This is a genomic window from Methanococcoides sp. DA23, assembly GCF_057593895.1.
This window is the reverse complement of sequence record NZ_CM172520.1, coordinates 1692422-1714627: the sequence shown is the minus strand read 5'-3', so window position 1 is coordinate 1714627 and position 22206 is coordinate 1692422. Positions and strand designations below refer to the sequence as shown.

At 42.9% G+C, this 22206-nt stretch carries 28 protein-coding genes; 20 read left to right on the top strand and 8 right to left on the bottom strand.

The window, feature by feature from the left end:
- Positions 1-16 precede the first annotated feature (16 nt).
- From AC20MK_RS08285 to AC20MK_RS08265, 5 genes are all read left to right on the top strand, one after another.
- Positions 17-877 (top strand): 4Fe-4S binding protein, encoded by an 861-nt coding sequence (locus AC20MK_RS08285; protein WP_487355384.1) that lies wholly within the window; start codon positions 17-19, stop codon positions 875-877.
- Positions 878-988: 111 nt separating this feature from the next.
- The gene (locus AC20MK_RS08280; RefSeq protein WP_487355383.1) at positions 989-1738 is read left to right on the top strand and encodes a phosphoadenylyl-sulfate reductase; all 750 of its coding nucleotides are present in this window, start codon (positions 989-991) and stop codon (positions 1736-1738) included.
- Positions 1735-2643 (top strand): sulfate adenylyltransferase subunit CysD, encoded by a 909-nt coding sequence (gene cysD / locus AC20MK_RS08275; protein ID WP_487355382.1) that lies wholly within the window; start codon positions 1735-1737, stop codon positions 2641-2643. The genes AC20MK_RS08280 and cysD overlap by 4 nt, the downstream gene beginning before the upstream one ends.
- Positions 2640-4184 carry a sulfate adenylyltransferase subunit CysN gene (gene cysN / locus AC20MK_RS08270; RefSeq protein ID WP_487355381.1) on the top strand — a complete coding sequence of 515 codons (1545 nt, stop codon included), beginning with the start codon at positions 2640-2642 and terminating at the stop codon, positions 4182-4184. The genes cysD and cysN overlap by 4 nt, the downstream gene beginning before the upstream one ends.
- Positions 4185-4464: 280 nt before the next feature.
- Complete coding sequence (locus tag AC20MK_RS08265; protein WP_487355380.1) at positions 4465-5172, top strand: DNA alkylation repair protein; 708 nt, start codon at positions 4465-4467, stop codon at positions 5170-5172.
- A gap of 17 nt (positions 5173-5189) precedes the next feature.
- Here AC20MK_RS08265 and AC20MK_RS08260 read toward each other — a convergent pair whose 3' ends face one another.
- The 3 genes from AC20MK_RS08260 to thrC all read right to left on the bottom strand — a co-directional run bounded on the left by AC20MK_RS08260 (position 5190) and on the right by thrC (position 7724).
- Positions 5190-6098, bottom strand: coding sequence for an ABC transporter substrate-binding protein (locus tag AC20MK_RS08260; RefSeq protein ID WP_487355379.1), 909 nt, complete (start codon positions 6096-6098; stop codon positions 5190-5192).
- Between the two features lie 80 nt (positions 6099-6178).
- A complete protein-coding gene (locus AC20MK_RS08255; RefSeq protein ID WP_487355378.1) occupies positions 6179-6454 on the bottom strand; it encodes a ubiquitin-like small modifier protein 1 in 276 nt (91 codons plus the stop codon).
- A gap of 1 nt (position 6455) precedes the next feature.
- Positions 6456-7724 (bottom strand): threonine synthase, encoded by a 1269-nt coding sequence (gene thrC, locus AC20MK_RS08250; RefSeq protein WP_487355377.1) that lies wholly within the window; start codon positions 7722-7724, stop codon positions 6456-6458.
- A 241-nt stretch (positions 7725-7965) separates the two neighbouring features.
- On the opposite strand from thrC, the gene moeB reads away from it, so the two are divergent.
- Positions 7966-8784 (top strand): molybdopterin-synthase adenylyltransferase MoeB, encoded by an 819-nt coding sequence (gene moeB / locus AC20MK_RS08245; protein ID WP_487355376.1) that lies wholly within the window; start codon positions 7966-7968, stop codon positions 8782-8784.
- 23 nt (positions 8785-8807) lie between these two features.
- Here the strand turns inward: moeB and AC20MK_RS08240 are convergent, their stop codons facing one another.
- Positions 8808-9044 carry a sulfurtransferase TusA family protein gene (locus AC20MK_RS08240; RefSeq protein ID WP_172366005.1) on the bottom strand — a complete coding sequence of 79 codons (237 nt, stop codon included), beginning with the start codon at positions 9042-9044 and terminating at the stop codon, positions 8808-8810.
- A 231-nt stretch (positions 9045-9275) separates the two neighbouring features.
- Between AC20MK_RS08240 and AC20MK_RS08235 the strand changes: the two genes are divergently transcribed.
- The 4 genes from AC20MK_RS08235 (at position 9276) to AC20MK_RS08220 (ending at position 12761) form a co-directional block, all read left to right on the top strand.
- Positions 9276-9686, top strand: a complete 411-nt coding sequence (locus AC20MK_RS08235) for a threonyl-tRNA synthetase editing domain-containing protein (protein WP_487355375.1) — start codon at positions 9276-9278, stop codon at positions 9684-9686.
- Positions 9687-9902: 216 nt separating this feature from the next.
- Entirely contained in the window at positions 9903-10535 is a 633-nt protein-coding gene (locus tag AC20MK_RS08230) for a hypothetical protein (RefSeq protein ID WP_487355374.1), read from the top strand.
- 9 nt (positions 10536-10544) lie between these two features.
- Entirely contained in the window at positions 10545-11243 is a 699-nt protein-coding gene (locus AC20MK_RS08225) for a tetratricopeptide repeat protein (protein ID WP_487355373.1), read from the top strand.
- 303 nt (positions 11244-11546) lie between these two features.
- Positions 11547-12761 (top strand): PGF-pre-PGF domain-containing protein, encoded by a 1215-nt coding sequence (locus tag AC20MK_RS08220; protein WP_487355372.1) that lies wholly within the window; start codon positions 11547-11549, stop codon positions 12759-12761.
- 25 nt (positions 12762-12786) lie between these two features.
- Here the strand turns inward: AC20MK_RS08220 and AC20MK_RS08215 are convergent, their stop codons facing one another.
- The gene (locus tag AC20MK_RS08215; RefSeq protein ID WP_487355371.1) at positions 12787-13680 is read right to left on the bottom strand and encodes an MraY family glycosyltransferase; all 894 of its coding nucleotides are present in this window, start codon (positions 13678-13680) and stop codon (positions 12787-12789) included.
- 277 nt (positions 13681-13957) lie between these two features.
- Here AC20MK_RS08215 and AC20MK_RS08210 point away from each other — a divergent pair, with 277 nt between their 5' ends.
- Complete coding sequence (locus AC20MK_RS08210; RefSeq protein ID WP_487355370.1) at positions 13958-14440, top strand: VanZ family protein; 483 nt, start codon at positions 13958-13960, stop codon at positions 14438-14440.
- 28 nt (positions 14441-14468) lie between these two features.
- Here AC20MK_RS08210 and AC20MK_RS08205 read toward each other — a convergent pair whose 3' ends face one another.
- The 3 genes from AC20MK_RS08205 to AC20MK_RS08195 are packed head-to-tail and all read right to left on the bottom strand — an operon-like array spanning position 14469 to position 17178.
- Complete coding sequence (locus tag AC20MK_RS08205; RefSeq protein WP_487355369.1) at positions 14469-15404, bottom strand: UDP-N-acetylglucosamine 3-dehydrogenase; 936 nt, start codon at positions 15402-15404, stop codon at positions 14469-14471.
- Between the two features lie 2 nt (positions 15405-15406).
- Positions 15407-16483 (bottom strand): DegT/DnrJ/EryC1/StrS family aminotransferase, encoded by a 1077-nt coding sequence (locus tag AC20MK_RS08200; RefSeq protein ID WP_487355368.1) that lies wholly within the window; start codon positions 16481-16483, stop codon positions 15407-15409.
- A gap of 20 nt (positions 16484-16503) precedes the next feature.
- Positions 16504-17178, bottom strand: a complete 675-nt coding sequence (locus tag AC20MK_RS08195) for a DapH/DapD/GlmU-related protein (RefSeq protein WP_487355367.1) — start codon at positions 17176-17178, stop codon at positions 16504-16506.
- A 130-nt stretch (positions 17179-17308) separates the two neighbouring features.
- On the opposite strand from AC20MK_RS08195, the gene AC20MK_RS08190 reads away from it, so the two are divergent.
- From AC20MK_RS08190 to pfdA, 9 genes are all read left to right on the top strand, one after another.
- On the top strand, positions 17309-18580 hold the full coding sequence (locus tag AC20MK_RS08190) for an adenylosuccinate synthase (RefSeq protein ID WP_487355366.1): 1272 nt from the start codon (positions 17309-17311) through the stop codon (positions 18578-18580).
- Between the two features lie 196 nt (positions 18581-18776).
- Positions 18777-19226: a 30S ribosomal protein S19e gene (locus AC20MK_RS08185; protein ID WP_487355365.1), complete on the top strand. Its 450-nt coding sequence runs from the start codon at positions 18777-18779 to the stop codon at positions 19224-19226.
- Positions 19227-19326: 100 nt separating this feature from the next.
- Positions 19327-19680, top strand: coding sequence for a DNA-binding protein (locus AC20MK_RS08180; RefSeq protein WP_487355364.1), 354 nt, complete (start codon positions 19327-19329; stop codon positions 19678-19680).
- A 2-nt stretch (positions 19681-19682) separates the two neighbouring features.
- Complete coding sequence (locus AC20MK_RS08175) at positions 19683-20276, top strand: DUF7411 family protein (protein WP_487355363.1); 594 nt, start codon at positions 19683-19685, stop codon at positions 20274-20276.
- A 142-nt stretch (positions 20277-20418) separates the two neighbouring features.
- Entirely contained in the window at positions 20419-20574 is a 156-nt protein-coding gene (locus tag AC20MK_RS08170) for a 50S ribosomal protein L39e (RefSeq protein WP_011498297.1), read from the top strand.
- A 10-nt stretch (positions 20575-20584) separates the two neighbouring features.
- The gene (locus AC20MK_RS08165) at positions 20585-20851 is read left to right on the top strand and encodes a 50S ribosomal protein L31e (protein WP_172367999.1); all 267 of its coding nucleotides are present in this window, start codon (positions 20585-20587) and stop codon (positions 20849-20851) included.
- A 39-nt stretch (positions 20852-20890) separates the two neighbouring features.
- Positions 20891-21544, top strand: coding sequence for a translation initiation factor IF-6 (locus tag AC20MK_RS08160; RefSeq protein WP_487355362.1), 654 nt, complete (start codon positions 20891-20893; stop codon positions 21542-21544).
- Positions 21545-21584: 40 nt separating this feature from the next.
- Positions 21585-21761, top strand: a complete 177-nt coding sequence (rpl18a, locus tag AC20MK_RS08155) for a 50S ribosomal protein L18Ae (protein ID WP_011498294.1) — start codon at positions 21585-21587, stop codon at positions 21759-21761.
- 5 nt (positions 21762-21766) lie between these two features.
- Complete coding sequence (pfdA, locus tag AC20MK_RS08150) at positions 21767-22183, top strand: prefoldin subunit alpha (RefSeq protein WP_487355361.1); 417 nt, start codon at positions 21767-21769, stop codon at positions 22181-22183.
- Positions 22184-22206: the final 23 nt, after the last annotated feature.

Sequence of the window (22206 nt, the reverse complement as noted above, 5' to 3'; positions counted from 1 at the left end):
GTTAGAGTGATAATACATGGGTGAAAAGACGATTAACTATGACAGACTCAAAAGAGGCGGTTTTCTTCGCCAGAAGCAAAAAGAAGACCTTTTCTCAATGCGACTTCGTGTTGTGGGGGGTCAGCTAACTTCTGATCAGCTTCGTGCACTTGCAGATGCTTCTGAGAAATATGGCAAGGGTGAGGTTCACATAACTGCACGTCAGGGGCTTGAGATCTCATACGTACCCTTTGATTACACGGAGGATCTTCTTGATGAGCTTCAGGAAAGAGATGTCCATCAGGGCACATGTGGTCCGAGAGTTCGTGGAGTAGTTGCCTGTCAGGGCAATCTCATCTGTCCGCGTGGGCTGATCGATGCACAGGAAATTGCAAAGAAGATCGATGAGAAGTACTTTGCCATGGAACTTCCCGGCAAGTTCAAATTCGCAGTTACTGGCTGTCCTGCATCATGTATGAAGGCACAGGAGAACGACCTTGGTGTAATGGGAGGTCTTGAGCCAAAATGGGTAGAGGATAAATGTACCTATTGTGGTCTCTGTCAAACAGGATGCCCCGTGGATGCGATCAAGGTCGAGGATGAAGCTCTGTATTATGACAGGGACAAATGTATCCTGTGTGGCCAGTGTCTCTTGATATGCCCTACGGACGCCTGGATCACATCAAGAGAAGGATACACGATCTACGTTGGTGGGAAGGTTGGAAAACAGCCAAGACTTGCTGTCAAACTGACCGAACTGGTAGATGAGGATGCCCTGTTCGGGATAATCGAGAGGTCAGTGGAGTTCTTCAAAAAGGAAGCATCTTCAGGAGAGCGTTTCGGAGATACTATCCTGCGTGTAGGCTTTGAAGATTTCAAGGCCTTTGTGCTGGAATGAATTGAGTCTTCCAGATCAACAGTGTAAGCTGTTATCTGGACCTCATTTCGTTTGAAAAGTGATACTATAATATTAACAAACATTTGATCAAAATGATCGGGAAATGGAACTATGCCAGAACCAAATCCGGAATTAATAAAAGAAATAGAACAGTTGGCTGAAGGCTACAAAGATAGTTCACCCCAGGAAATTCTTGAATATGCTTTGAATAGATTTGACAATGGTATCTCTATTGCATTCAGTGGTGCTGAGGATGTCGTCCTCATTGATATGGCATCCAAGATCAAAGCAGATGTAAGTGTTTTCTGCCTTGACACCGGTCGTCTGCATCCTGAAACCTATAAGTTCTTCGATGTTGTAAGGGACAAATACAACATTCCACTGGAGATCTTCTTTGCAAACAGGGAAAAGACCGAAGAACTGGTTCTCAATAAAGGTATGTTCTCGTTCTATAAGGACGGACACAAGGAATGTTGTGGTGCCAGGAAAGTTGATCCATTAAGGCGTTCCCTTAGCAAGAGGACGGCATGGATCACAGGTCAGCGTAAGGACCAGAGCCCTAACACACGTGCATCTATCCCCGTGATCGAAGTTGATTCAGCGTTCGGTGATGGTACACTTGTGAAGTTCAATCCTCTGGCAAACTGGACCTCTAAGCAGGTATGGGATCACATAAGGGAAAACGATGTCCCGTACAATGAACTCCATGAGAATGGATATGTAAGTATTGGCTGTGAACCATGTACCAGGCCGGTTCTACCCGGTCAGCATGAACGTGAAGGACGTTGGTGGTGGGAAGAAGCAACCAAGAAAGAATGTGGACTTCATTCAGGAAATAAATTAGTGGAGGATCAAGTATGACCAATACGGAAGAATCTTATCGGCTTTCAAATTTAAAGGCACTTGAAGCGGAAAGCATAGGAATTATAAGAGAAGTCGCTGCAGAATTTGAAAATCCAGTGATGTTGTATTCGGTAGGCAAGGACTCGTCGGTGATGGCCCATCTTGCTATCAAGGCCTTTTATCCGAAAAAAGTACCTTTCCCTTTATTACATGTTGATACCGGATACAAGTTTCCTGAAATGTACGAATTCAGGGATTACTATACAAAGAAGCACAATCTTGACCTGAAGGTTCACAGAAACGAGGAAGCTATTAAGAAAGGGGTAAATCCCCTTTCAGTGGGAACGGTCAAATGTTGTGCCGAGCTTAAGACGAAAGCACTCCTTGACGCATTAAAGGAAGGCGGCTATGATGCAGCGTTTGGAGGCGCCCGTAGGGACGAAGAGAAATCAAGGGCAAAGGAAAGGATCTATTCATTCCGCGACAAGCATGGCCAGTGGAATCCGAAGGACCAGAAACCTGAGCTGTGGAACCTCTTTAATTCAAAGATAGATCCCGGGGAATCCATCAGGGTATTCCCGCTCTCAAACTGGACAGAACTTGATATCTGGACATACATTTACCATGAAAATATTGAGATAGTTCCTCTTTACTTCGCAAAGAAAAGGCCGGTTGTTGAGAAGCATGGCCAGCTAATTCCGGTCTATACGGATGAACACGAGGAAGAGGTCAAGGAGGTCATGTGCCGCTTCAGGACACTGGGCTGCCATTACTGTACGGGTGCAGTACGGTCAGAGGCAGATACTTTACCGAAGATCATTGAGGAGATGATGGTTTCCCGTCATTCTGAGCGTATTACAAGAATAATCGATCAAGATCAGGATAGCTCCATGGAGCAAAAGAAGAAGGAGGGATACTTTTGAAGGGTTCTGAGTCTTTAGTTGAAAAAAATCAGAATATTGATCTATTGAGGTTTGCCACTGCAGGAAGTGTGGATGATGGTAAATCAACCCTTATTGGTAGATTATTACACGATTCAAAATCAATATTCGAGGATCAACTGGATCTAATCAAGACATTCTCGAAAAGCCATAGAAGCCAGGATATTGATTATTCCCTGGTAACTGATGGCCTTAAATCAGAAAGGGAGCAGGGAATTACAATTGATGTCGCATACAGGTTCTTTTCGACTCCAAAAAGGCGCTTTATCATTACCGATACCCCCGGACATGAGCAATATACAAGGAATATGGCTACAGGTGCATCAAATGCATCGCTTGCCCTGATCCTTATTGATGCCAGGAACGGAGTTGTAACACAGACAAAACGGCACTCGTTCATCTCATCTCTTCTTGGTATACGGAACTTTGTAGTTGCGGTCAATAAAATGGACCTTGTTGATTATTCAGAAGAAGTGTTCGAGAATATTGTAAGCGAGTTCAATGCCTTTGCTGATAAGTTATCAGATGAATCAATTTACTACATACCCATAAGTGCCCTCAAAGGTGACAATGTCATCGAAAGAAGCGCCGATATGCCCTGGTTCCAGGGATCTACACTGCTTGATTACCTGGAGAATGTAAGTGTATCAGGTGGTCGCAACCTAACTGATTTCCGGTTTCCTGTCCAGTATGTTAACTGGGGGGGCGATGATTTCAGGGGCTATTGTGGCACAATAGCTTCAGGTGTTATACACAAAGGAGATAAGGTAAGAGTTCTCCCCTCTGGAAAAACGAGTAAAATTTCAAGGATCGTCACGTATGACGGGGACCTCGATCATGCCTTTGCTCCCATGGCAGTGACCCTTTGCCTTGAGGATGATATTGACATAAGTCGCGGTGATATGATCGCGAAGGTTGATGATCTTCCTGCAATCGCCGGAAGCCTGGAGGCAAATGTAGTATGGATGGATAGCGTTCCCATGGAGATCGGGAAAGACTATTTGATCAAACATACTACCAGCACGGTAAAAGGAAATTTCTCAGAAGTACTTCACGAGTTCGATCCTGAAGACATCAGCATGAAAACTTCGGAGTTCTTAAGCTTAAATGAGATCGGAAAGGTCAAGGTCGAATTAAAGGCCCCGATATTTGCCGACATTTATTCTGAGAACAAGGGCACGGGTTCGTTCATTGTGATCGATCCTCACACCAATCAGACCGCTGCTGCGGGTATGATCACGAAATACAATCAGGTATCTCCTGACAAAGCCTGCAAAGCTGTGAATGCGAAGGTTATCCGGTATCCAGGGGACAAAAGGGAAGATGCACAGGCCAATTATGACCGCCTTTCCATGCAGGGTACACATTGTATCTACGTGGATGATGAGCTGCTAAAGGAAACCTTTTGCAAGGGGATTCCGGTTGACAGTGAGCAATATTCCGACACGATCGATAATCTTTGCAAGATCGTCACAAGATCAGGTGTGTCTGTGGTCTTGTGCTCTGATCATTTGAGCAATTGAAGCTATTGAGATGGGATACTTCTGCACTTGAATGGGTGCGGAGTTATTTCATCTCTATATGGGCACATTTCCTGTTGCTACACTGCTGAAGAGTGTATTGCAGAGGTAGCTTTTTTTCATTTTGTTTAAGGAGATGATTGCTGTTGATCCTGGCGTATTTCTAGTTAGTTCATGCATATTTTCAGGATTATATCTTTGTCCATGACATAATAGTTCGATTTCAGATTAAAAAATTCAAATATCCGTTAACATTATCCTTAAATATGGTCAATAAAAACCTATGAACAAGATTGTTGCTAACATACGAAAAGACCTGGAACAAAATGCTGATGAACAAACAAAGATAAGTTCCTCACGTTTTTTTAAAGAGGAAATTAAGTGTCATGGTGTGAAGGCTGCTGCAGTCAGGAAAATAGCAAATGACTATTTTAAAAGCATATCTGGCAAAAGCAAGCCTGAGATATATTCCACGTGTGAAGAACTCCTGAACTCGGATTACAATGAGGAAGCCTTCATAGCATTCGAATGGTCATATCGTTTGAGAAAGCAGTATGAACCTGAAGATTTCTACGTTTTTGAAAGATGGATCGGGGATTATGTAAACAACTGGGCTAAATGTGATACTCTTTGTAATCATACGTTGGGTTCATTAATCGAAATGTATCCTCAATACATTCGTTCACTCAAGACCTGGGCAGGTTCGGACAACCGCTGGTTCAGGCGTGCTTCTGCCGTCATACTGATATTGCCTGCCCGCAGAGGAGATTTTTTGGATGATGTTCTGGAGATTGCCGATCTGTTATTAACAGATAAAGATGATCTGGTCCAAAAAGGGTATGGATGGATGCTTAAAGAGGCCAGCAGAAATCATCAGAATGAAATATTCAACTACGTCATGCGAAATAAGAAAAATATGCCTCGTACGGCGCTTAGATATGCTATTGAGAAATTCCCGAAAGATCTAAGGGATAGGGCCATGGAAAAATGAATGGGATAATATTCAAATCAAAGGTCTAAATCCTCAACAAAACGAAGGTCGAAGATATCCTTTTGCTCGAGCTTCTTTGAGATATATCCGAGTTCGCTCAACACATGCACAAATCTCATGGTCGATGCGATATAGTCATCTGATATGCCCGCAGAGTATTTTGGCGACACTTTGTACATATCATTCACAAAATCTGCATCAATGATCTCTATGGTCTCAGCAACCAATTTTGATGCCTCTTCAGTGTCCTTGCGAATGAATACACTGGCTTTCTCATGCAACTCTATGAACTTTAAAAGGGTCTCCGGTGAGTTCTCGATCATGTCAGAGGTCGCAACTATCCCATAACTTGGATTATGGGGCCACAGTCTTTCAGGCGGGATCACTATTTTTGCATCACAGTATCTTTTTGCCACGATGGCCAATGATGGGGTTCCTACTGCAACCTTTATCTCCCCGTCAGCTATGGCTTCGGGGATCATGTCAGCCCATTCGTAGTTGAGGACATCGATTTGATCCTCAAGACCTGCTTCTTTGACATAGTTCCTGATGATCACATCATGGATGGAACCGGCCGGGGGGCAAGCTATTGTATTTCCTTTAAATTGATTCAAAAAAAGTGTCCGGTCATTTCTGTATTCTTCGAGTGTCAGAAATTCAGGGGTGGCGATCATCACTGTTCCTTCAACATGTCCGCCAGCGATACATTTGATATGTAGGCCGTGATCACTCCCTATCATTGCAGGGGGAAGTCCGATGTATCCGATATCCAGCTCGTGGTCCTCGAATGCCCGGACGATCGCAGGCCCTCCTCCAAAAAGCTTCCATTCAGGTTCTATGCCTGCTTTTTCGAGCCAGTCCATGCCCATCAATATGAACGAGGTATGATACATGGTCGAAAGGTGTCCTATTCTAAGTTTCTTCATATAGCCACCACTTTTAAGGAATTGCAGGTTACTGAATGTATCCTCTTTCCAAAACCTGCTCTTCCCTGTTCTTTTTAAGATCATCCTCCGCTTACTGCCGGTAATATTGAAATCTCATCAGCATCGGTTATTTCGGTATCAAGACCCGAAAGATGCCTTATATCTTCCCCGTTGACATAGACATTGACGAACCTTCGTACCTGTCCGTCCTGAAGCAGGCGCTTTTCAAACTCTTCGCCGTACTCGGTAGTGAGTCTGTCAAAAAGGGTCTTAATTGTAGTATCACCCAGTTCGATATCTGTTGACCTCGTTCTTGTTAGGTTGTTCAATGCTGATGAAAATCTTATAGATACCATTTTAGTTCACCTCTTGACATGTTGGTGTTTGTTCTATCGTTATGTTTCTGAACGTATTCGTGAATTCGGAATATGTGGGCTTTATCGATACAGGGCTATCGAGCACTCCTGCGATAGTCTCCTGTGCTTTTAGACCATTACCTGTTACATATACAACTGTTCTTTCTTCGGGGTCAATATGGCCGCTTTCGACCAGGCTCTTAAGACCTGCAACCGTTGTCCCGCCGGCTGGTTCTGTGAAGATCCCTTCAGTTCTTGCAAGCAGAAGTATGGCATCAAGGATCTCCTCGTTCGTAACGGATGCAGCATAACCATTTGAATTCTGGATGGCCTGCTTTGCATAATATCCGTCGGCAGGATTTCCGATGGCAAGACTGTGGGCTATGGTGTCGAGCTCCCTTATTGGAACTACCTCGGCATCGTTCTGTACCGCGGTCGATATTGGAGAACAACCGGTGGGTTGTGAGCCTGAGATCCTGACATTCTTGCCGGAATCGATAAGACCGATATTTTCGAGTTCAATGTAACCTCTTGTAAGTGCACATAGCAGTGCTCCGCTTCCAAGGGGGGCAACGATGTGGTCCGGAGCATTCCATCCGAGCTGTTCGGCAGTTTCAAAAGCAAGTGTTCTGGAACCTTCCGTATAGTACGGCCTGATGTTTATGTTAACAAATGCCCAGTCGGAATTCTGGTCTGCGACCTCACTTGCAAGACGATTTGCGTCATCATAGGTTCCGTCAACCGCTATGACGTTTGGATCATATGTGAGCATCTGTGATATTTTTCCAAGCTCTATCGAAGCAGGTATGAATACGTATGCCGGAATACCTGCTTTTGCAGCATGGGCTCCCACGGCTGATGCGAGATTCCCTGTGGATGCACAGCCAATTGCGGTGGCACCGAGTTCGAGAGCCTTGCTTACGGCCACCGATGTTACTCTGTCCTTGAACGAATTCGTAGGATTGACAGAATCATCAAGGATGTATAGTTCCTTAAGTCCCAGCTCTTTTCCAAGGTTCTTTGCATGGTGCAACTTATTGTAACCTGCACCGAGATCGACATAATTCGTGCCATCCAAAGGAAGCAGGTCTGCATATCTCCAGATGGACGAAGGGCCTCTGGCGATCTTCTCTTTACTTACTGTATCCTGGACCTCATCCCAATCGTAATGTACCTCAAGCGGTCCGAAACATTCGTAGCAGGTGTTCTGTATCCCACTGGGATATTCGGCACCACATTCCCTGCATTTTAAACCAATTACTTTGCTCATTTTATTTGTCTCCTAGTAACGTATGATTATTATCTATTCAACATAAAACCGCGTTATATTATTACCATTAGTTATTAGGCAATATTTGCCTTTATTTCAATATGATGGCTTATAAGCTGGTTTTTGAGATACTTGGAGTATAATTGTGAAAATTGCCGCTTTCTATACCTATTTATCAGGACATTACATTTTTTTGAAAATACTGACACGAATTTTAATCATTATTTTCAGGGAGGTAAAAATGTTAGGCGAATTTACTGAAGAACAGATAAGGCGTTATTCAAGACATATCATACTGCAGGAAGTTGGCGGAAAGGGACAGCATAAACTACTTTCCTCAAAAGTGCTCTGTATAGGTGCAGGAGGGCTTGGTTCTCCTATTATACAGTACCTGGCTGCTGCCGGGGTTGGGACCATTGGGATCGTTGATGATGATGTTGTGGACCTTAGCAACCTTCAAAGGCAGGTCATACATGGAGGCAATATTGATGTCCCAAAAGTCGAATCCGCGAGAAAGTTCGTTGAGAATCTAAATTCGGATGTGAACGTTATCACCTATCAGAAAAGGATAAGTCCTGATAATATCTTTGATATCATAAACGATTACGATATCGTGGTGGACGGGTCCGACAATTTTGCGACCCGGTATCTCGTAAACGATGCCTGTGTACTTGCGAAAAAGCCTCTTTCACACGGTAGTATCTTCCGCTTCGAAGGTCAGGTCACGACAATTCTTCCCGATGAAGGTCCCTGTTACAGGTGCCTTTTTGAGCATGCACCACCTGCGGGAATGGTCCCAAGCTGTCAGGAAGCCGGAGTGATCGGAGTACTTCCAGGCATCATAGGTGTAATTCAGGCAACCGAGGTCATCAAATATTTGCTGGACTCAGGTGAGCTTTTGGTAGGTCGGCTGATATTCTATGATGCTTTTAACATGTCATTCGATGAGATCAAGATCCGTAAGAATCCATCATGTCCTGTATGTGGTCAGGATCCATCGATAACATCAATTGAGGATGAGAACTACCAGGATGGAGGCGGGGTCTGTAGCATTGGATAAAATGATCAAGGGGAATGTTTTCATCAAGCTTTGCGGACGTATATGTTGAAGATGCCTTCCTTTTCTTCAACAGCAAGCAGCACATTCCCTGTCTTTTTTGTCCACGTTGCGATGTTTTGAGGGGTTATGGCATCATTTGCTATGACCAGCAGTACCTCATTTGATTCCAGATCATCCATTGTCTGTTTTGTTCGTATAAGTGGGTACGGACAGCACTGTCCCCTTACATCAATTTCAAAGTCTGCTATTATTTTATCCATTTGAATCAACCATAATTATGATCTGCTTAATATTGTAGATATTTAATGAGGCAATATTTACGTTATTCCCATCTTTTACTACATTCATCAATTGTTCTTTTTCAATCTTCATGGCACTTCTTACCGCAAACAGTGAAGTTATGTATATATGAAGAAGCTACTAACATACTTTAAGAATTGTATGACGTTTCAGAAAAGTCTTGCCATGACGCTAACGGAGGATAAGGATCCATGAAAATGCTAATGTTCGATACGGAATCTTTTTGGTTCGAGACCTTCAGCAAGACCCTTGATCATGTGGAGGATGTTCACAGGGATGAGAAAATAGAAGATACTGCAGTAGCTTTTATCCACGTTGAAGCGGAAGATGAGGAAAGAAAAGCTAAAGTGGTAAAAAAAGCTGTGGCGAATCTGAAATGGTATCTTAACAAGGTCAATAAGGAAAGAATGGTCCTGCATTCATTTGCTCATCTTTCATCAAGCAAATCCTCTCCGGAACTGGCAATTGAAATTATATCAGCTGTCAGGGATAAGATGGAAGATAAAGGATTTGAAGTTCATACCACTGCTTTTGGTTATTTCTCAGAATTTTCCATCCATGTTCGTGGCGAATCTCTGGCAAAAGTGTTCAAGGAGATCTGAACATAGTTAAGTTCTGTATTTCTTTTTGGCTATTTTTCCGTTTTCTATGTCTCTCTGAAACCTTCATGGAGGTTGGAGTTTTTCAACTTCTATCTGTTCGTCTCTATTCTTATGAAAGAGTTCCATCTTATTTTTATCGAAAAGTAGTATGTTTTGAATACAAAGTTGAGCCAGAACATATACTATAATTAACAAAAACAACATTCTCAAATAAGTATGGGCAATGAGGATGAACTTCCTGAAAGTGAAGGTTTTGAAGATCTGATAAGGTATACTATTCCTGGATATATGCTGGGTCTTATTGCAGGTGTTTTCCTTGATATGCAGGGTTATCAGAGAAGTCCTGTGGGGCAATGGCTGGTCAGAACCTTATCCGGGGAGGGTGAGAGCATACTGGAAGGTATCTATTCAATTCGCCAGCGCTTTCTTGGTGGTTCAAGCACAATGGCGGAGGCATACGGTTGGGGCAAGCTATTTGGGTTGGCAGTGCCGTGGATCATCGATCTTGCCAGCCGTCTTGCAGGTGTGAATGTATATGGTGTTGAGGGCTTCTATATCCCATACTTCTATGCACTTAGTGACCAGATGGGAGCAAATATTTCCGGGATGCTTTTTTTGAGGAAAAAAGAAGGTACCTGGTTTGGTGCGTTCAATAGGTATATGCATCATCCTGTGATGGTCGCAAGTCTTGCAATAATTGTGATCGTGCCTTTTGGTCTTTTACTCTTGCGCATATATGGTTTCAGCCCGACCACCCAAACCTTTACTGCCCTTGAGACCATTGTGGCAAATCTATGTTGGATCCCACCGGTTGTGGGTTGGTATGTGCAGAAAAAAAGAGGGATCTGAGGATATTTTATGGCAAAAGATGATGTAACTAAGGTCGTTGAGAGGTACATTTCCTCCGGCAGAGCTGAAAAGGATGTTGTAAGGAAAGAACATTATTTCAAGATGGCTCTGGAAATACAGCCTAAGAATGTTCGCGCATTGAACAACATGGGTCTGTTGTTGCAACAGAAAGGTGAGTTTCGGGAAGCTATCAGATATTATGAGATCATTTTAAGTCTGGGTGTGGTAACAAAACCTTCTCCTATATACTACAATATTGCAGTATGCCTTAAGCGCCTTGGTAATCTGGAAGGTGCAAAGACGTACATCAACAGGGCACTGGCAAAAAAGCCGGATGAAGAAATTTTCCTGGAATTAAAGGAAGAAATACTCGACCTTCTGAACGGCACTCCTTCGGCAGTACTGCCGCATCCTACTCCTAAAGCTTCAGATATAGGTGCTCCTTATGGGGAATGGGACCCTCCGGCGATAGCGACCTTGGCAAGCCAATTATATTATTCCGGGTGGAATGACTACAAATATCATCGTGGGCTGGGTGAGACCGATCTTAATGAAAAGATCGTTCGTGACAAGCTTGCAAACCGTATCTATTGCTGTCAAACCTGTAAGTTCAATTCCGGGGATACATGTCGCAAAAAAGGTAAGGTGGGCAAGAAGGTTCGTCTTGATTCGATATGTAAACAGTTTTTCCCGCGAAAGACAGATTGAATCGTTGTGGGTTTATGGTCTGTTCATGAGGTATGAAGTTACTTTGTATTGCATACAAATTTCAACAAACCGGTCGATTTATAGAAAAATTTATGTATTATATCGACTTGTATAATTTGTTGTTAGGAGAGATATTTGAGTCCCCCCTTCTTGAACCACAAAATTTGTACCACCAACCAACATACCCCCTCTAACTCAAATATCTCTCTTATTCTTCTATCCCAAAAACTAAATATGTTATACGGTATAACTTTTCTTATATTCAAAAAATTGGTATTTCTTCTTTTATAGGTGGTGTTCGAAATGCATGATATTTTAAAGTATAGATCATCTGGTTATTTTTTCGCATTATTCCTGTTTGTACTCTTTGCCAGCACTTTAATTACTCCGGTCTCAGCGGAGAGTGTTGTAAGTATATCTCCTTCTGAACAGTCGATAGCTGCTGGTTCAAATGTAATCGTAGTAGTGTATATTGAACCGGATACTCCTATATCAGGTGCTCAATTTGACCTTTCATTTGACAGTGAATCCCTTTCTGTTGTCTCTGTCTCCGAAGGTGACGTTTTCGCAAATGGTGCTTCTACATTGTTCAATAAGGGCACTATCGATAATTCGGAAGGGACCATTGTGGATGTATGGAGTGTCCTTATTGGCGAGAGTGTAACGGAGTCTGGAACACTTGCTACGATAGTCTTTGATACAAAAGGAGTATTTTCTTCTTCTTCTTCCTCTTTACAATTGAGCAATGTGGTGGTCAGCAATTCCATTGGTTCTGCGGTCCCGATCTCAGTTGTTAATGGTATGGTCTCAATAATAGGTGAGTCTGCTCCATCTGATGGTGAAATGTCCAATGCTGGCCCTGGAAGTGGTGGGGGCAGCAGCGGTAGTGGTGCAACAGGGGAGGAATTCGGGAACATCGAGTTTAAAGATGTGGCTGAAAAAAATGTAAGGTCGGGTCAGGTCATCTCATATGGTTTCGATTCTCCTGGAAACCCCATTGTAACCGTTAATTTTACCGGTCAAAAAAATTCCGGTGCTATCTCGACAACCATTGAAGTTCTGAAAAATACTTCTGCTCTGGTGAAAGATGCTCCAAATGGGCTTGTTTATAAGAATGTGAACATTTGGGTTGGTAATGCTGGTTTTGCGACACCGGAGAACATAGATCATCCAACAATAGGATTTAGGGTAAATTCCTCCTGGATGGAGATGCATGGTGTTGATAGTTCGGATATTGGATTGAACCGATACTCCGATAATAGCTGGTCCAGTCTTGAAACAAAAGTAACAGAAGAAGGTGGGGAATATGTCTATTTCGAATCGAAAACTCCCGGTTTTTCACCGTTCGCAATCACTGCTCATCCTTCGGATAATGTTTTTGAAAGTGAGCTAGTTTCGAATGGATCTTCAAATAACCCGGATGATCTGCCCGATGAGAAGGCACTTGCTCAGAACACATTGGCAATAAGTATCCTTTCTATATTTATTCTGGCAATAAGGCGTAGCAGGGCCAATTAAAGTTAATGGTCCTGCTTCATATATTTTAAATTTTTCCCGGAAGGAATATTCCTATCAGACAGAAAATTCCTGTAAGCATGTACATGGCATAGGTTGCCTGTTTTTCTGTAAGGTTGTAATAATATGGAAGCACCCATTTCAATGTGTATGGATTTGGTACTTCAAGTATCCCATCACCACGGTCATGACCGAATTTTGCTACTGGGAACTTTCGAACCCTCCAATAAACGTAGAGCAGGAAGTTCACTGTATGGGGGATAAGCATTATGAACCCACTTATGATGAATCCCTGTATCACTATCAATGCACCTATTGTTGCTCCTATTGTAAGTGAACCAACATTGCCCCAGAAGATCTGTGATGGGTACCTGTCATAGAGGAAATACCCAAGCAGTGCCCCTGTAATGGCAACTATTGTGAAGATATTCTCCACATCACCCTGTATTATTGATCTTATTATGAGGGACAAAAGAACTATTGCAGAAAGCCCGGATGCAAGTCCATTGTATCCGGAGTGCATATTTACAAGATTCGAGGCCACAAGTACGTATGTTGGAACAATGAATTGCAAATAAAGTATTCCAAGCTCTATGTGTCCGACACTTGGAAGCACAAGTGCTGTACTTGTGGCGTATTGGATAAGTGGGTAAGAGCAATAATACATTAAAAATATTTTTGATACCCTTCCGATATCGATCATATCATCAAGTATTCCAAATATCCCAAAGAGGCAAATCACAATGAGGACTACGTAATTTGTGGTCGAGTATTTGAAGAACAGTGATGTGAAAGAGATCGAAAGAAGGGTGATAAGCAAAATAACTATACCACCACTTTCAGGAATTTTTACAACTCCTTTTTTGTAGTAGTCTCTTCCAAGAACTCCACTTTCAGTAAATTTCTTAATGAAATATGGCATTGAAATTGTAACTAATATAATTGGCAATAATAAATTACTAATAATTGCCAAATATTGTATCGTTGAAAGAGAGGTGAAATTGAACATTTTTGGACCTTTCTATTTTTATTTATTCGGGTTGTTGCCTCAAATTTATAATGTATTTTAGTTAAATCATTTGTGTTATCTTTATAATGGTGTCTCTCAATTTATATATTTTTGTGAGCGTGTAGCTTATAAGAGCAAAAGTTCATTTGTTGATAATAAGCTTTATTATTTTATTCGAAAGGTGTCGAAAATGGCCGATAGGCAGAAATTAATATTTAATATTTTTGTTGCACTTTCCTTATTCTATGCAGCCATTATATTCTATCTTTCAGCACAGTCCAGTATTGAGATACCTTCATCTTCACCAATTCCTTTCTATGATCAACTTCTCGATCTTGTGAAAAACAGTAATATTCCTTATGTGAGGGATATTGCATATTATATTGCTCATAATTTTGATAAATTTGCACACATGATCCTGTATTTTGGATTCGGGATCCTTCTTCACATTACATTCCGTCATTCAGATAATCTGACGCTCAGAAAATATGCTCCTGTCTTTGCTATTTTTATAGGGGTAGCTTATGGAATTACGGATGAGATCCATCAAATGTATGTTCCGGGTAGAACTTCAAGCTTTGATGATATTGTGGCGGACGGTATAGGTATAGCTCTGGCTCAGGTAATTTTATGGCTAGTTGTCCTCAAAAGTCTTTTTTTCAGAAAAAAATGAAAAAGATGCAATAGGATCGTCAATCCCTTCATTCGATCTTGACGATCTTGCTCGTTTTATATGATTCTATGGCCGCTAAAGCGACATTCAATGCATGTTTTCCTTCAACACCTGATTCGATAGGTCTTTTGCCTGTTCGGATGCATTCTGTGAAATGTTCAAGTTCCTTTGCCAGAGGTTCCCCTTTTTCGACCTTTGCATTCCTTATCCATTTTGCATCGTGTATCGTTACTGTCTGGTCGATGTAATCCAGATATCCGACACCATTCACGCCAATTACTTCCATCTGCCTTACTTTATGTGGGGTCAGCCAGTTAGTGCTGGCAAGTCCTGCTCTGTCATCCCCAAAACGAAGCATTATGGATGCATGGTCTTCCTGCGAATGTATGTCCTTTCCTGCAATGGCATAGACTTCCGACACATTGCTTGCGTACATGTAGGAGATCGCATCAATGTCATGTACGCCAAGATCGAGAATTATGCCTACGTCCCTTATCCTTGGGTTATAAGGTCCTACCCTTCGTGTGGATATGGACACTATCTTTCCGAGAAGTCCGCTTTCGATGATCTCTTTCATTTTAGAAGTGGCGGGATTGAATCTCTCGATATGACCTATCATCAGGGTAAGGCCTGCTTTCTCCGCTGCTTCTATCATTATGTCAGCATTTTCAAGTGTGTCCGCGATCGGCTTTTCCACAAGTACATTGGTATTTGAATTTATGGCATCGAGAGTAACTGCTTTATGAAGGGTTGTAGGTACAACGATACTTACTGCATCCAGACCTTCTTCTAGTAGCTTATTATAATCCGTAAATGCCTTGACACCATATTGGTCTGCCAGCTCTTCCACTCTCTTCTGGTCAACATCTGAAATGCCTACAAGTTCAATGCCTTCCATTTCATTGTATATTCTGACATGGTGTTGCCCCATGGCACCTACGCCAATGACGCCTACGCGAAGCATTATCATTCAACTCCTTTTATGACCGCATCGATTATCTGTTGAATTTCCTCTTCTGAAACTCCTGGATTCACTGGTAGGGAGAGCACTTCCTTTGATGCTTTCTCACATTCTGGAAGTTTGTCTGTATAACCTGCATCTTTGTAGATAGGCTGCATGTGTATGGGTATTGGATAATATACTCCAGTACCTATTCCTGCCTTTTCCAGTCTTGTTAATAGTTCGTCCCTATCGTTCACCCGGATGGTGTATTGATGGAACATGTGCTCGCACCCCTCTTTCACAACAGGTACTGTAATTCCATCTGTATTTTCCAGACCCTTTGAGAGCAAGGCTGCATTTCTCTGCCTGAGGGAATTGTACGAGGGCAATTTCTTAAGCTGTGTTAGTCCTATGGCAGCTCCAATGTCTGTCATCCTCAGGTTATATCCGACAATTTCATGGAGATATCGCTGCTGCGATCCGTGAGCACGTATCATTTTTGCTTTTCTGGCGACCTCTTCATCGTTTGTCGTGATCATTCCGCCTTCGCTTGTCGTCATGTTCTTGGTCGGGTAGAAACTGAATGCTCCTGTTCCAAAAGAACCGACTTTCTTTCCGTGGTGTGCTGCCCCATGTGCCTGACATGCGTCTTCGATGAGTATCAGGTCATGGTCTTCGGCAATATCGGTAATGGCCTTCATCTCTGCGGGATGTCCGTAGAGGTGGACCGGCATAATTGCTTTTGTATCATCGGTTATCTTTTCTTCGATAAGGGTGGGGTCGATATTGAACGTATCCGGTTCGATATCCGCAAATACTGGTTTTGCACCGGTGTACATTATAGAGTTTGCAGTAGCAATAAAGCTGAATGAGGTTGTTATCACTTCATCTCCATTTCCGATCCCGTGTGCAAGGAGGGCAGCATGGAGGGCGGCTGTGCCGGAATTGACAGCAACAGCATGGTCTGCTCCGATGTAGCTTGCAAATTCTTCTTCGAATTCTGCAACACGTTTTCCTTCTGCTATCATTCCTGAACGAAGCACTTCACACACGGCTTTTATTTCTTCTTCGCCGATATCTGGTTTTGCTATTGGTATCATTTTTAGCCTCATTGGTGTAATTAGATCTTGTTCAACGTTTGCAGTTCTTCGTTCAGGTCCTTTATTTCAGCAGGGCAACCGATGGCCAGTTTCCATGCAGGTACATTCTTTGTTACCAATGCTCCGCCTGCGACCATTGCTCCTTCTCCTATTTCCACACCAGGGAGTATTGTGGCATTTGCACCTATGGATGCGCCTTTTCTTATTACTGGTCCTTCGGGATGATATTCATTTCTTATCGGGTATTTGTCATTGGCCAGAACGGCGCAGGGGCCGATGAATACATTGTCTTCTATTTTCACATGCGTGGGTATGTAGACATTACCCTGTATGCTGACGTTGTCCCCTATTGTTACATTCCCATCGATTATGACATTGGTTCCTATAAGTACGTTATCTCCAATGGTGGTGTTCTCACGAATCAGACAGTTGTGACCTGTCCTGAAATCGTCACCTGTACTTACGTTGCTGAATATAGTTGTGTTAGGTCTGATGAACGAGTTCGAACCAATTGTACAACCTGTATATTCTGCTTCTTCTGTTCTCATTCCTTTTTCCAGCAGGGCAGTGAGAATTGAATGTTCGGGATAGCCAAGGACTACGTTCTCAAGGACGACTGAATTGTCACCTATGGAACTGGTCCCAAGTATCTTTGCAGATGAATGAATGTTTATGTTTCTTTCCAATGTTACCACCAATAAAAATCCCCTTTTGTTAATTTATTGTGTATGACCTATGCTAATATATTATTTTTGTCGTAAACTAAATTTATCTGCAGATTATCAATCAAAACCTTATTAAAGCTAAACTGCAATTGCACCCACTATGTTTACGATTCTGACAGGGTCACAGTTCGGTGATGAAGGAAAAGGAAAGATCGTTGATCTGTTATCAAAAGACTACGATCTTGTTGTCAGGTTCCAGGGCGGGGATAATGCAGGCCACACTGTGGTCGTTGGGGATGATGTCTATAAGCTTCATCTCATACCCTCTGGTTTCCTGCTTGATTCAAGGGTTCTGATAGGTCCGGGCACTGTCCTTAATCCAGAGGTTTTAGCAGAAGAGATCGATATGCTTGCAAAGACAGGTGTTGAGGTATCTTCTGATAAATTAGGTATAGATGCTAAGACGAGTATCATTATGCCTTATCATGTTGAACTGGACGGCCTTCGTGAATCATCACGTAAAGAGAAGATAGGTACTACTAAAAAGGGTATTGGCTTTGCTTATGTTGATAAGATCGCAAGGGATGAGATCCGAATGTCGGACCTTGTGGATTCTGAAAGGCTCATGAAAAGGCTTTCTGAGATGGCTGCATCCAAGGAAGCTGCTATCAGGGAACTTGGTGGCGATACTTCAATAGTTACCGATAGTGAACTGATGGACAAATATGTGAAGCTTGGTCAGAGACTTGCCCCTTATGTCACGGATGTTTCCTATGAGATAAATGAAGCTCTCTCTGAAGGTAAGAACGTTCTGGCAGAGGGTGCGCAGGGCACTTTCCTTGATGTTATTCACGGAACTCAGAAGTTCGTTACCTCTTCCAGCACTATTGCAGGTTCTGCATGTGCAAATCTTGGTGTCGGCCCGACAAAGGTCGATGAGGTTCTGGGAATTGTGAAAGCTTATATCACAAGGGTAGGTGAAGGCCCGTTACCTACTGAACTTTATGATGAGGCCGGAGCGCATCTTCATGATGTGGGGCACGAGTTCGGCACTACCACAGGCAGGTCCCGCAGATGCGGATGGTTCGACCTTCCGTTGCTCAAGAAAGCGATAAACCTGAACGGTTACACCAGTGTCGCATTGACTAAATTGGATGTGCTTTCAGACCTTGATGTCGTTAAGGTGTGTGTGGCATATGATCTCAATGGTGAAAGGCTGGATTATCCACCGGAAGATACTTCCCTTTTGAGCATGTGTAAACCTATCTATGAGGACCTTGAAGGCTGGTCCGATGATCTTACGGGTGTGAAGAGCTATGGGGATGTTCCTCGGGCTGCCCGTGATTATGTGGAGAAGCTGGAAGATATGATGGGAGTTCCTATCAAATATGTGTCCGTAGGGCCTGGAAGGGCACAGACTTTCGAAAAATGAGGCAAGTTATCCCACATTTCTTTGTCTTATTAGATGAGGATATGGGACACTGCCGAAACACGTATATACTAATCAATAAATTACACCCTATTTCCATGCACATATTGTAATAGAGTATTACTTGCTTTCAACAAGTTTACGAAAGATCAAAATATGCAGAAATTCAATCGATACATTTCATTCCAAGGAGGATATAATGACTACAGCATACGACGTTCCTGCTTCAGATATTATTGCAAAGCTGGCAGAGAACCTAAAAGAGAATGATCAGATGAAGCCACCCGAATGGGCAGCTTATGTTAAGACCGGTGTTCACAAGGAACAATCACCAATTGACAACGACTGGTGGTACACCCGCTGTGCAGCTATCATGAGGACAATCTATATGCAGGGTCCTGTTGGCGTTGAGAGACTCAGGTCTGTATATGGTGGTAAGAAAGGTAGGGGTGCAAACCCATCCAAGAAAGCAAAAGGAAGTGGTTCTGTTGTAAGGGCAGCATTCCAGCAGCTTGAGTCCGCAGGATTTGTGCGCAAGCTGAAAAGCGGTAGGGTTATCGCTCCTGCAGGTCAGTCTTTACTTGACAACCTCTCTACTGAAGTCAAGAACGATCTCGTTGAGACCATTCCTGAACTTTCAAAATACTGATGTGGTTATTGGGAGTTTGCTCCCATCCATGTCACTCCTAAGTTGCCTGTCAATGACCCAGCGGTCATATTTGCTATATAATAAATGGATGTGATCTACAGTGGATGATCTTGAAGCTATCCGACAAAAAAGGCTCGCAGAGCTCCAGCAACAGCAGCAGCAGCAATCCTCTCCACAGAATGAGGCTCAGGCTGCATATCAGCAGGAGCAGGCACAAGCTGAAAGGGATGCGCAGGTTCAGGCAGTTCTTCGCCAGGTCATGACACCTGAGGCGCGTGAGAGATTGACTCGATTGAGGCTCTCTCGCAAGGAATTGGTTGAACAGCTTGAATCCCAGCTTGTGATGCTTGCACAAAATGGTCGTCTTCAGACAAAGATAGATGATGAGAAGCTCAAAGTTCTTCTTACACAGATGCAGCCACAGAAACGCCAGACTTCCATAACTCGTATGTGAATATGAAAGCTCATGTACTTTTCAGTGGAGGTAAGGATAGTTCATTGTCTGCTATAATGCTTGACCCCTTTTTCGATATCGAACTCGTGACATGCACATTTTCGATACTTCCGGTGGGGGATATTGCAAAAGTAACGGCTGATGAATTGGGCTTCTCCCACAGAGTACTGGAGCTTGATCGTACTATTCTGGAAACTGCATTGAATATCATTATTGAGGACGGTTATCCGAGAAACGCGATAAATTTCATACACAAGAATGTGATCGAAACACTCGCAAAGGAAGATTCGGTGTCAGTGATCGCTGATGGTGTGAGGCGTGATGATCGTGTGCCAAGGCTTACGGATGGAGAGATCCGAAGCATTGAGGATCGGTTTGGTGTGAAATACATCTGCCCTCTTCAGGGATATGGTAGAAGTGCGGTCAACATGCTTGTTGAAAAACATCTGGTGATCGATGAAGGTCAAAGTGACAGTATTGCCAAGGCAGATTATGAAACAGAGTTACGTGAACTGATAAGGCAACATTATGGAAATGAAAAAGTTATCGATATATTTCCGCAACATATGCAATCAAGAGTTTTAAAACGTATCTGATATACCGTTCTTTGTTGAACATAAAGATGATATCAGATAGGGAATCTTATTGCTCATAGATTAATGATTTATAGGATAATCGAGTTATAGACGCAAATCTTTATGATTGGCGTTACAATTAATCAAATCACAGGTGAGATAAGTGAGCCACAATACAAAAGGACAGAAGATAAGGCTGGCAAAAGCGCATAACCAGAATCAGCGCGTACCAACCTGGGTAATCATTAAGACTAACAGAAAGGTTGTTAGCCACCCAAAGAGAAGGCACTGGAGAAGGAACAGTTTAGACGTGAAATAAGGTGATGACAATGGCAGAAGACGCGGTAAAGGAACAGATCTACACTATTCCACTTCGTGAAGCAAAGCTTGCTCCAAGGTGGAAACGTACCAGCAGAGCTATGTCTCTTATAAGAAAATATCTTGTAAGGCACATGAAAGCAGATCCTTCACAGATCAAGATAGATGCTACTATCAACCACAAGATCTGGGAACGAGGTTCTCAGAAACCACCATCGTCCATCCGTATTCGAGCTGCAAAGTTCGAAGATGGAGAGATCCAGGCAGAACTTGCTTGATCTTAAGATGGATATTATATCGTATAGCATAGGACAATAATGATCAAAACAGTGAACATCTATGATAACCCTGTATTAGGGGTATTTGCCACATGTACAGAAGATGTGGCTATCGTTCCTATCGGTACTGCTGGAAAGGCTATCGACTTGCTTGCAGAACAGCTTGATGTAAAGGTAATCTCTACATTGATAAATGGCAGTATTGTGGTAGGTTCACTTTCCAAAGGCAATTCAAATGGTTTCCTGATTTCAAGGAATGCCAATATCAGTGATCTCAAAGACGTTGAGGTTCCAGTCGAAGTGCTTCCAGATATGCTCACAGCCGTTGGTAATGTGATACTGGCAAATGATACGGCAGCACTTGTGCATCCGGAAATGACCGATAGTTCGATAGAAGTGATATCAAGGGTCCTTGGAGTAGATGTTCACAGAGGCACTATTGCAGGTCTGGGTACTGTTGGAATGGCAGGCGTTGTCACGAACAGAGGTTTACTGGTCCACCCAATGGTGACGCCGGATGAACTTTCCGTTCTTGAGGATGTATTCGCTCTTCCTGTCGAAGTGGGTACCACTAACTATGGTTCACAGGCAGTAGGCTCAGGTTTGCTCGCCAATTCAAAAGGATATGTAGCAGGTTCCAATACTACGGGTCACGAACTCGGAAGGGTTGAGGACGCACTGTTCTTTGCTTGATCATTGGTCTTTAAATTAATAATATAACAGGTGATTTCATATGCAGAATTATGTTGTCAAAGGCACATTCAAAGCAGGACATTCTTGGGAGAAGTTCACCAAGAACGTCGAGAGCCAAAATGAAAAGAATGCTCGTGATAAGACATTGTCCACTTTTGGTAGTAAACATAGGATCGTTAGGGCATTAATTAAGATCGAGAGTGTCACAGAGGCATGAGATCTATGTCAGAAATGAGTGAACAGGACGCACGAAATCTCGCAGCTCAACATCGCGAGTTACAGCAGAATGCTGAATCAGTTAATCAGCAGCTCGGTATGGTGCAGATGTCCATTGAGGATTGCACACGTGCCATCGCTACTCTGGAAGAGCTTAGATCTGCTTCCGGTGCTATCAATACGATGATCCCTCTGGGAGCAGGGGCATTGATACATGCAAATATTGCAGATGTCGATAAGATCGTTGTAAGTGTCGGAGCAGGTATCAGCGTGGAGAAAACTCCTGCTGAAGCCATTGAGACTCTTACCCAGCGCAAGGAAGAGCTTGGCAAGGTTGTTGAACGCTTGAATGGAACACTTGCTCAGATAGGGCAGCGTCTGGCTTCAATTGAATCCGCAGTTGGAAGCAGACAGCCAGCGTGATCTTGTTCATGATGTTCTGATTC

Bases quoted from the DNA above. Each gene is read 5' to 3' on its own strand.
- AC20MK_RS08285 (WP_487355384.1), top strand. From the start codon at position 17: ATGGGTGAAAAGACGATTAACTATGACAGACTCAAAAGAGGCGGTTTT.
- AC20MK_RS08280 (WP_487355383.1), top strand. From the start codon at position 989: ATGCCAGAACCAAATCCGGAATTAATAAAAGAAATAGAACAGTTGGCT.
- cysD (WP_487355382.1), top strand. From the start codon at position 1,735: ATGACCAATACGGAAGAATCTTATCGGCTTTCAAATTTAAAGGCACTT.
- AC20MK_RS08265 (WP_487355380.1), top strand. From the start codon at position 4,465: ATGAACAAGATTGTTGCTAACATACGAAAAGACCTGGAACAAAATGCT.
- AC20MK_RS08260 (WP_487355379.1), bottom strand. From the start codon at position 6,098: ATGAAGAAACTTAGAATAGGACACCTTTCGACCATGTATCATACCTCG.
- AC20MK_RS08255 (WP_487355378.1), bottom strand. From the start codon at position 6,454: ATGGTATCTATAAGATTTTCATCAGCATTGAACAACCTAACAAGAACG.
- thrC (WP_487355377.1), bottom strand. From the start codon at position 7,724: ATGAGCAAAGTAATTGGTTTAAAATGCAGGGAATGTGGTGCCGAATAT.
- moeB (WP_487355376.1), top strand. From the start codon at position 7,966: ATGTTAGGCGAATTTACTGAAGAACAGATAAGGCGTTATTCAAGACAT.
- AC20MK_RS08240 (WP_172366005.1), bottom strand. From the start codon at position 9,044: ATGGATAAAATAATAGCAGACTTTGAAATTGATGTAAGGGGACAGTGC.
- AC20MK_RS08235 (WP_487355375.1), top strand. From the start codon at position 9,276: ATGAAAATGCTAATGTTCGATACGGAATCTTTTTGGTTCGAGACCTTC.
- AC20MK_RS08230 (WP_487355374.1), top strand. From the start codon at position 9,903: ATGGGCAATGAGGATGAACTTCCTGAAAGTGAAGGTTTTGAAGATCTG.
- AC20MK_RS08225 (WP_487355373.1), top strand. From the start codon at position 10,545: ATGGCAAAAGATGATGTAACTAAGGTCGTTGAGAGGTACATTTCCTCC.
- AC20MK_RS08220 (WP_487355372.1), top strand. From the start codon at position 11,547: ATGCATGATATTTTAAAGTATAGATCATCTGGTTATTTTTTCGCATTA.
- AC20MK_RS08215 (WP_487355371.1), bottom strand. From the start codon at position 13,680: ATGCCATATTTCATTAAGAAATTTACTGAAAGTGGAGTTCTTGGAAGA.
- AC20MK_RS08210 (WP_487355370.1), top strand. From the start codon at position 13,958: ATGGCCGATAGGCAGAAATTAATATTTAATATTTTTGTTGCACTTTCC.
- AC20MK_RS08205 (WP_487355369.1), bottom strand. From the start codon at position 15,404: ATGCTTCGCGTAGGCGTCATTGGCGTAGGTGCCATGGGGCAACACCAT.
- AC20MK_RS08200 (WP_487355368.1), bottom strand. From the start codon at position 16,483: ATGATACCAATAGCAAAACCAGATATCGGCGAAGAAGAAATAAAAGCC.
- AC20MK_RS08190 (WP_487355366.1), top strand. From the start codon at position 17,309: ATGTTTACGATTCTGACAGGGTCACAGTTCGGTGATGAAGGAAAAGGA.
- AC20MK_RS08185 (WP_487355365.1), top strand. From the start codon at position 18,777: ATGACTACAGCATACGACGTTCCTGCTTCAGATATTATTGCAAAGCTG.
- AC20MK_RS08175 (WP_487355363.1), top strand. From the start codon at position 19,683: ATGAAAGCTCATGTACTTTTCAGTGGAGGTAAGGATAGTTCATTGTCT.
- AC20MK_RS08165 (WP_172367999.1), top strand. From the start codon at position 20,585: ATGGCAGAAGACGCGGTAAAGGAACAGATCTACACTATTCCACTTCGT.
- AC20MK_RS08160 (WP_487355362.1), top strand. From the start codon at position 20,891: ATGATCAAAACAGTGAACATCTATGATAACCCTGTATTAGGGGTATTT.
- rpl18a (WP_011498294.1), top strand. From the start codon at position 21,585: ATGCAGAATTATGTTGTCAAAGGCACATTCAAAGCAGGACATTCTTGG.
- pfdA (WP_487355361.1), top strand. From the start codon at position 21,767: ATGTCAGAAATGAGTGAACAGGACGCACGAAATCTCGCAGCTCAACAT.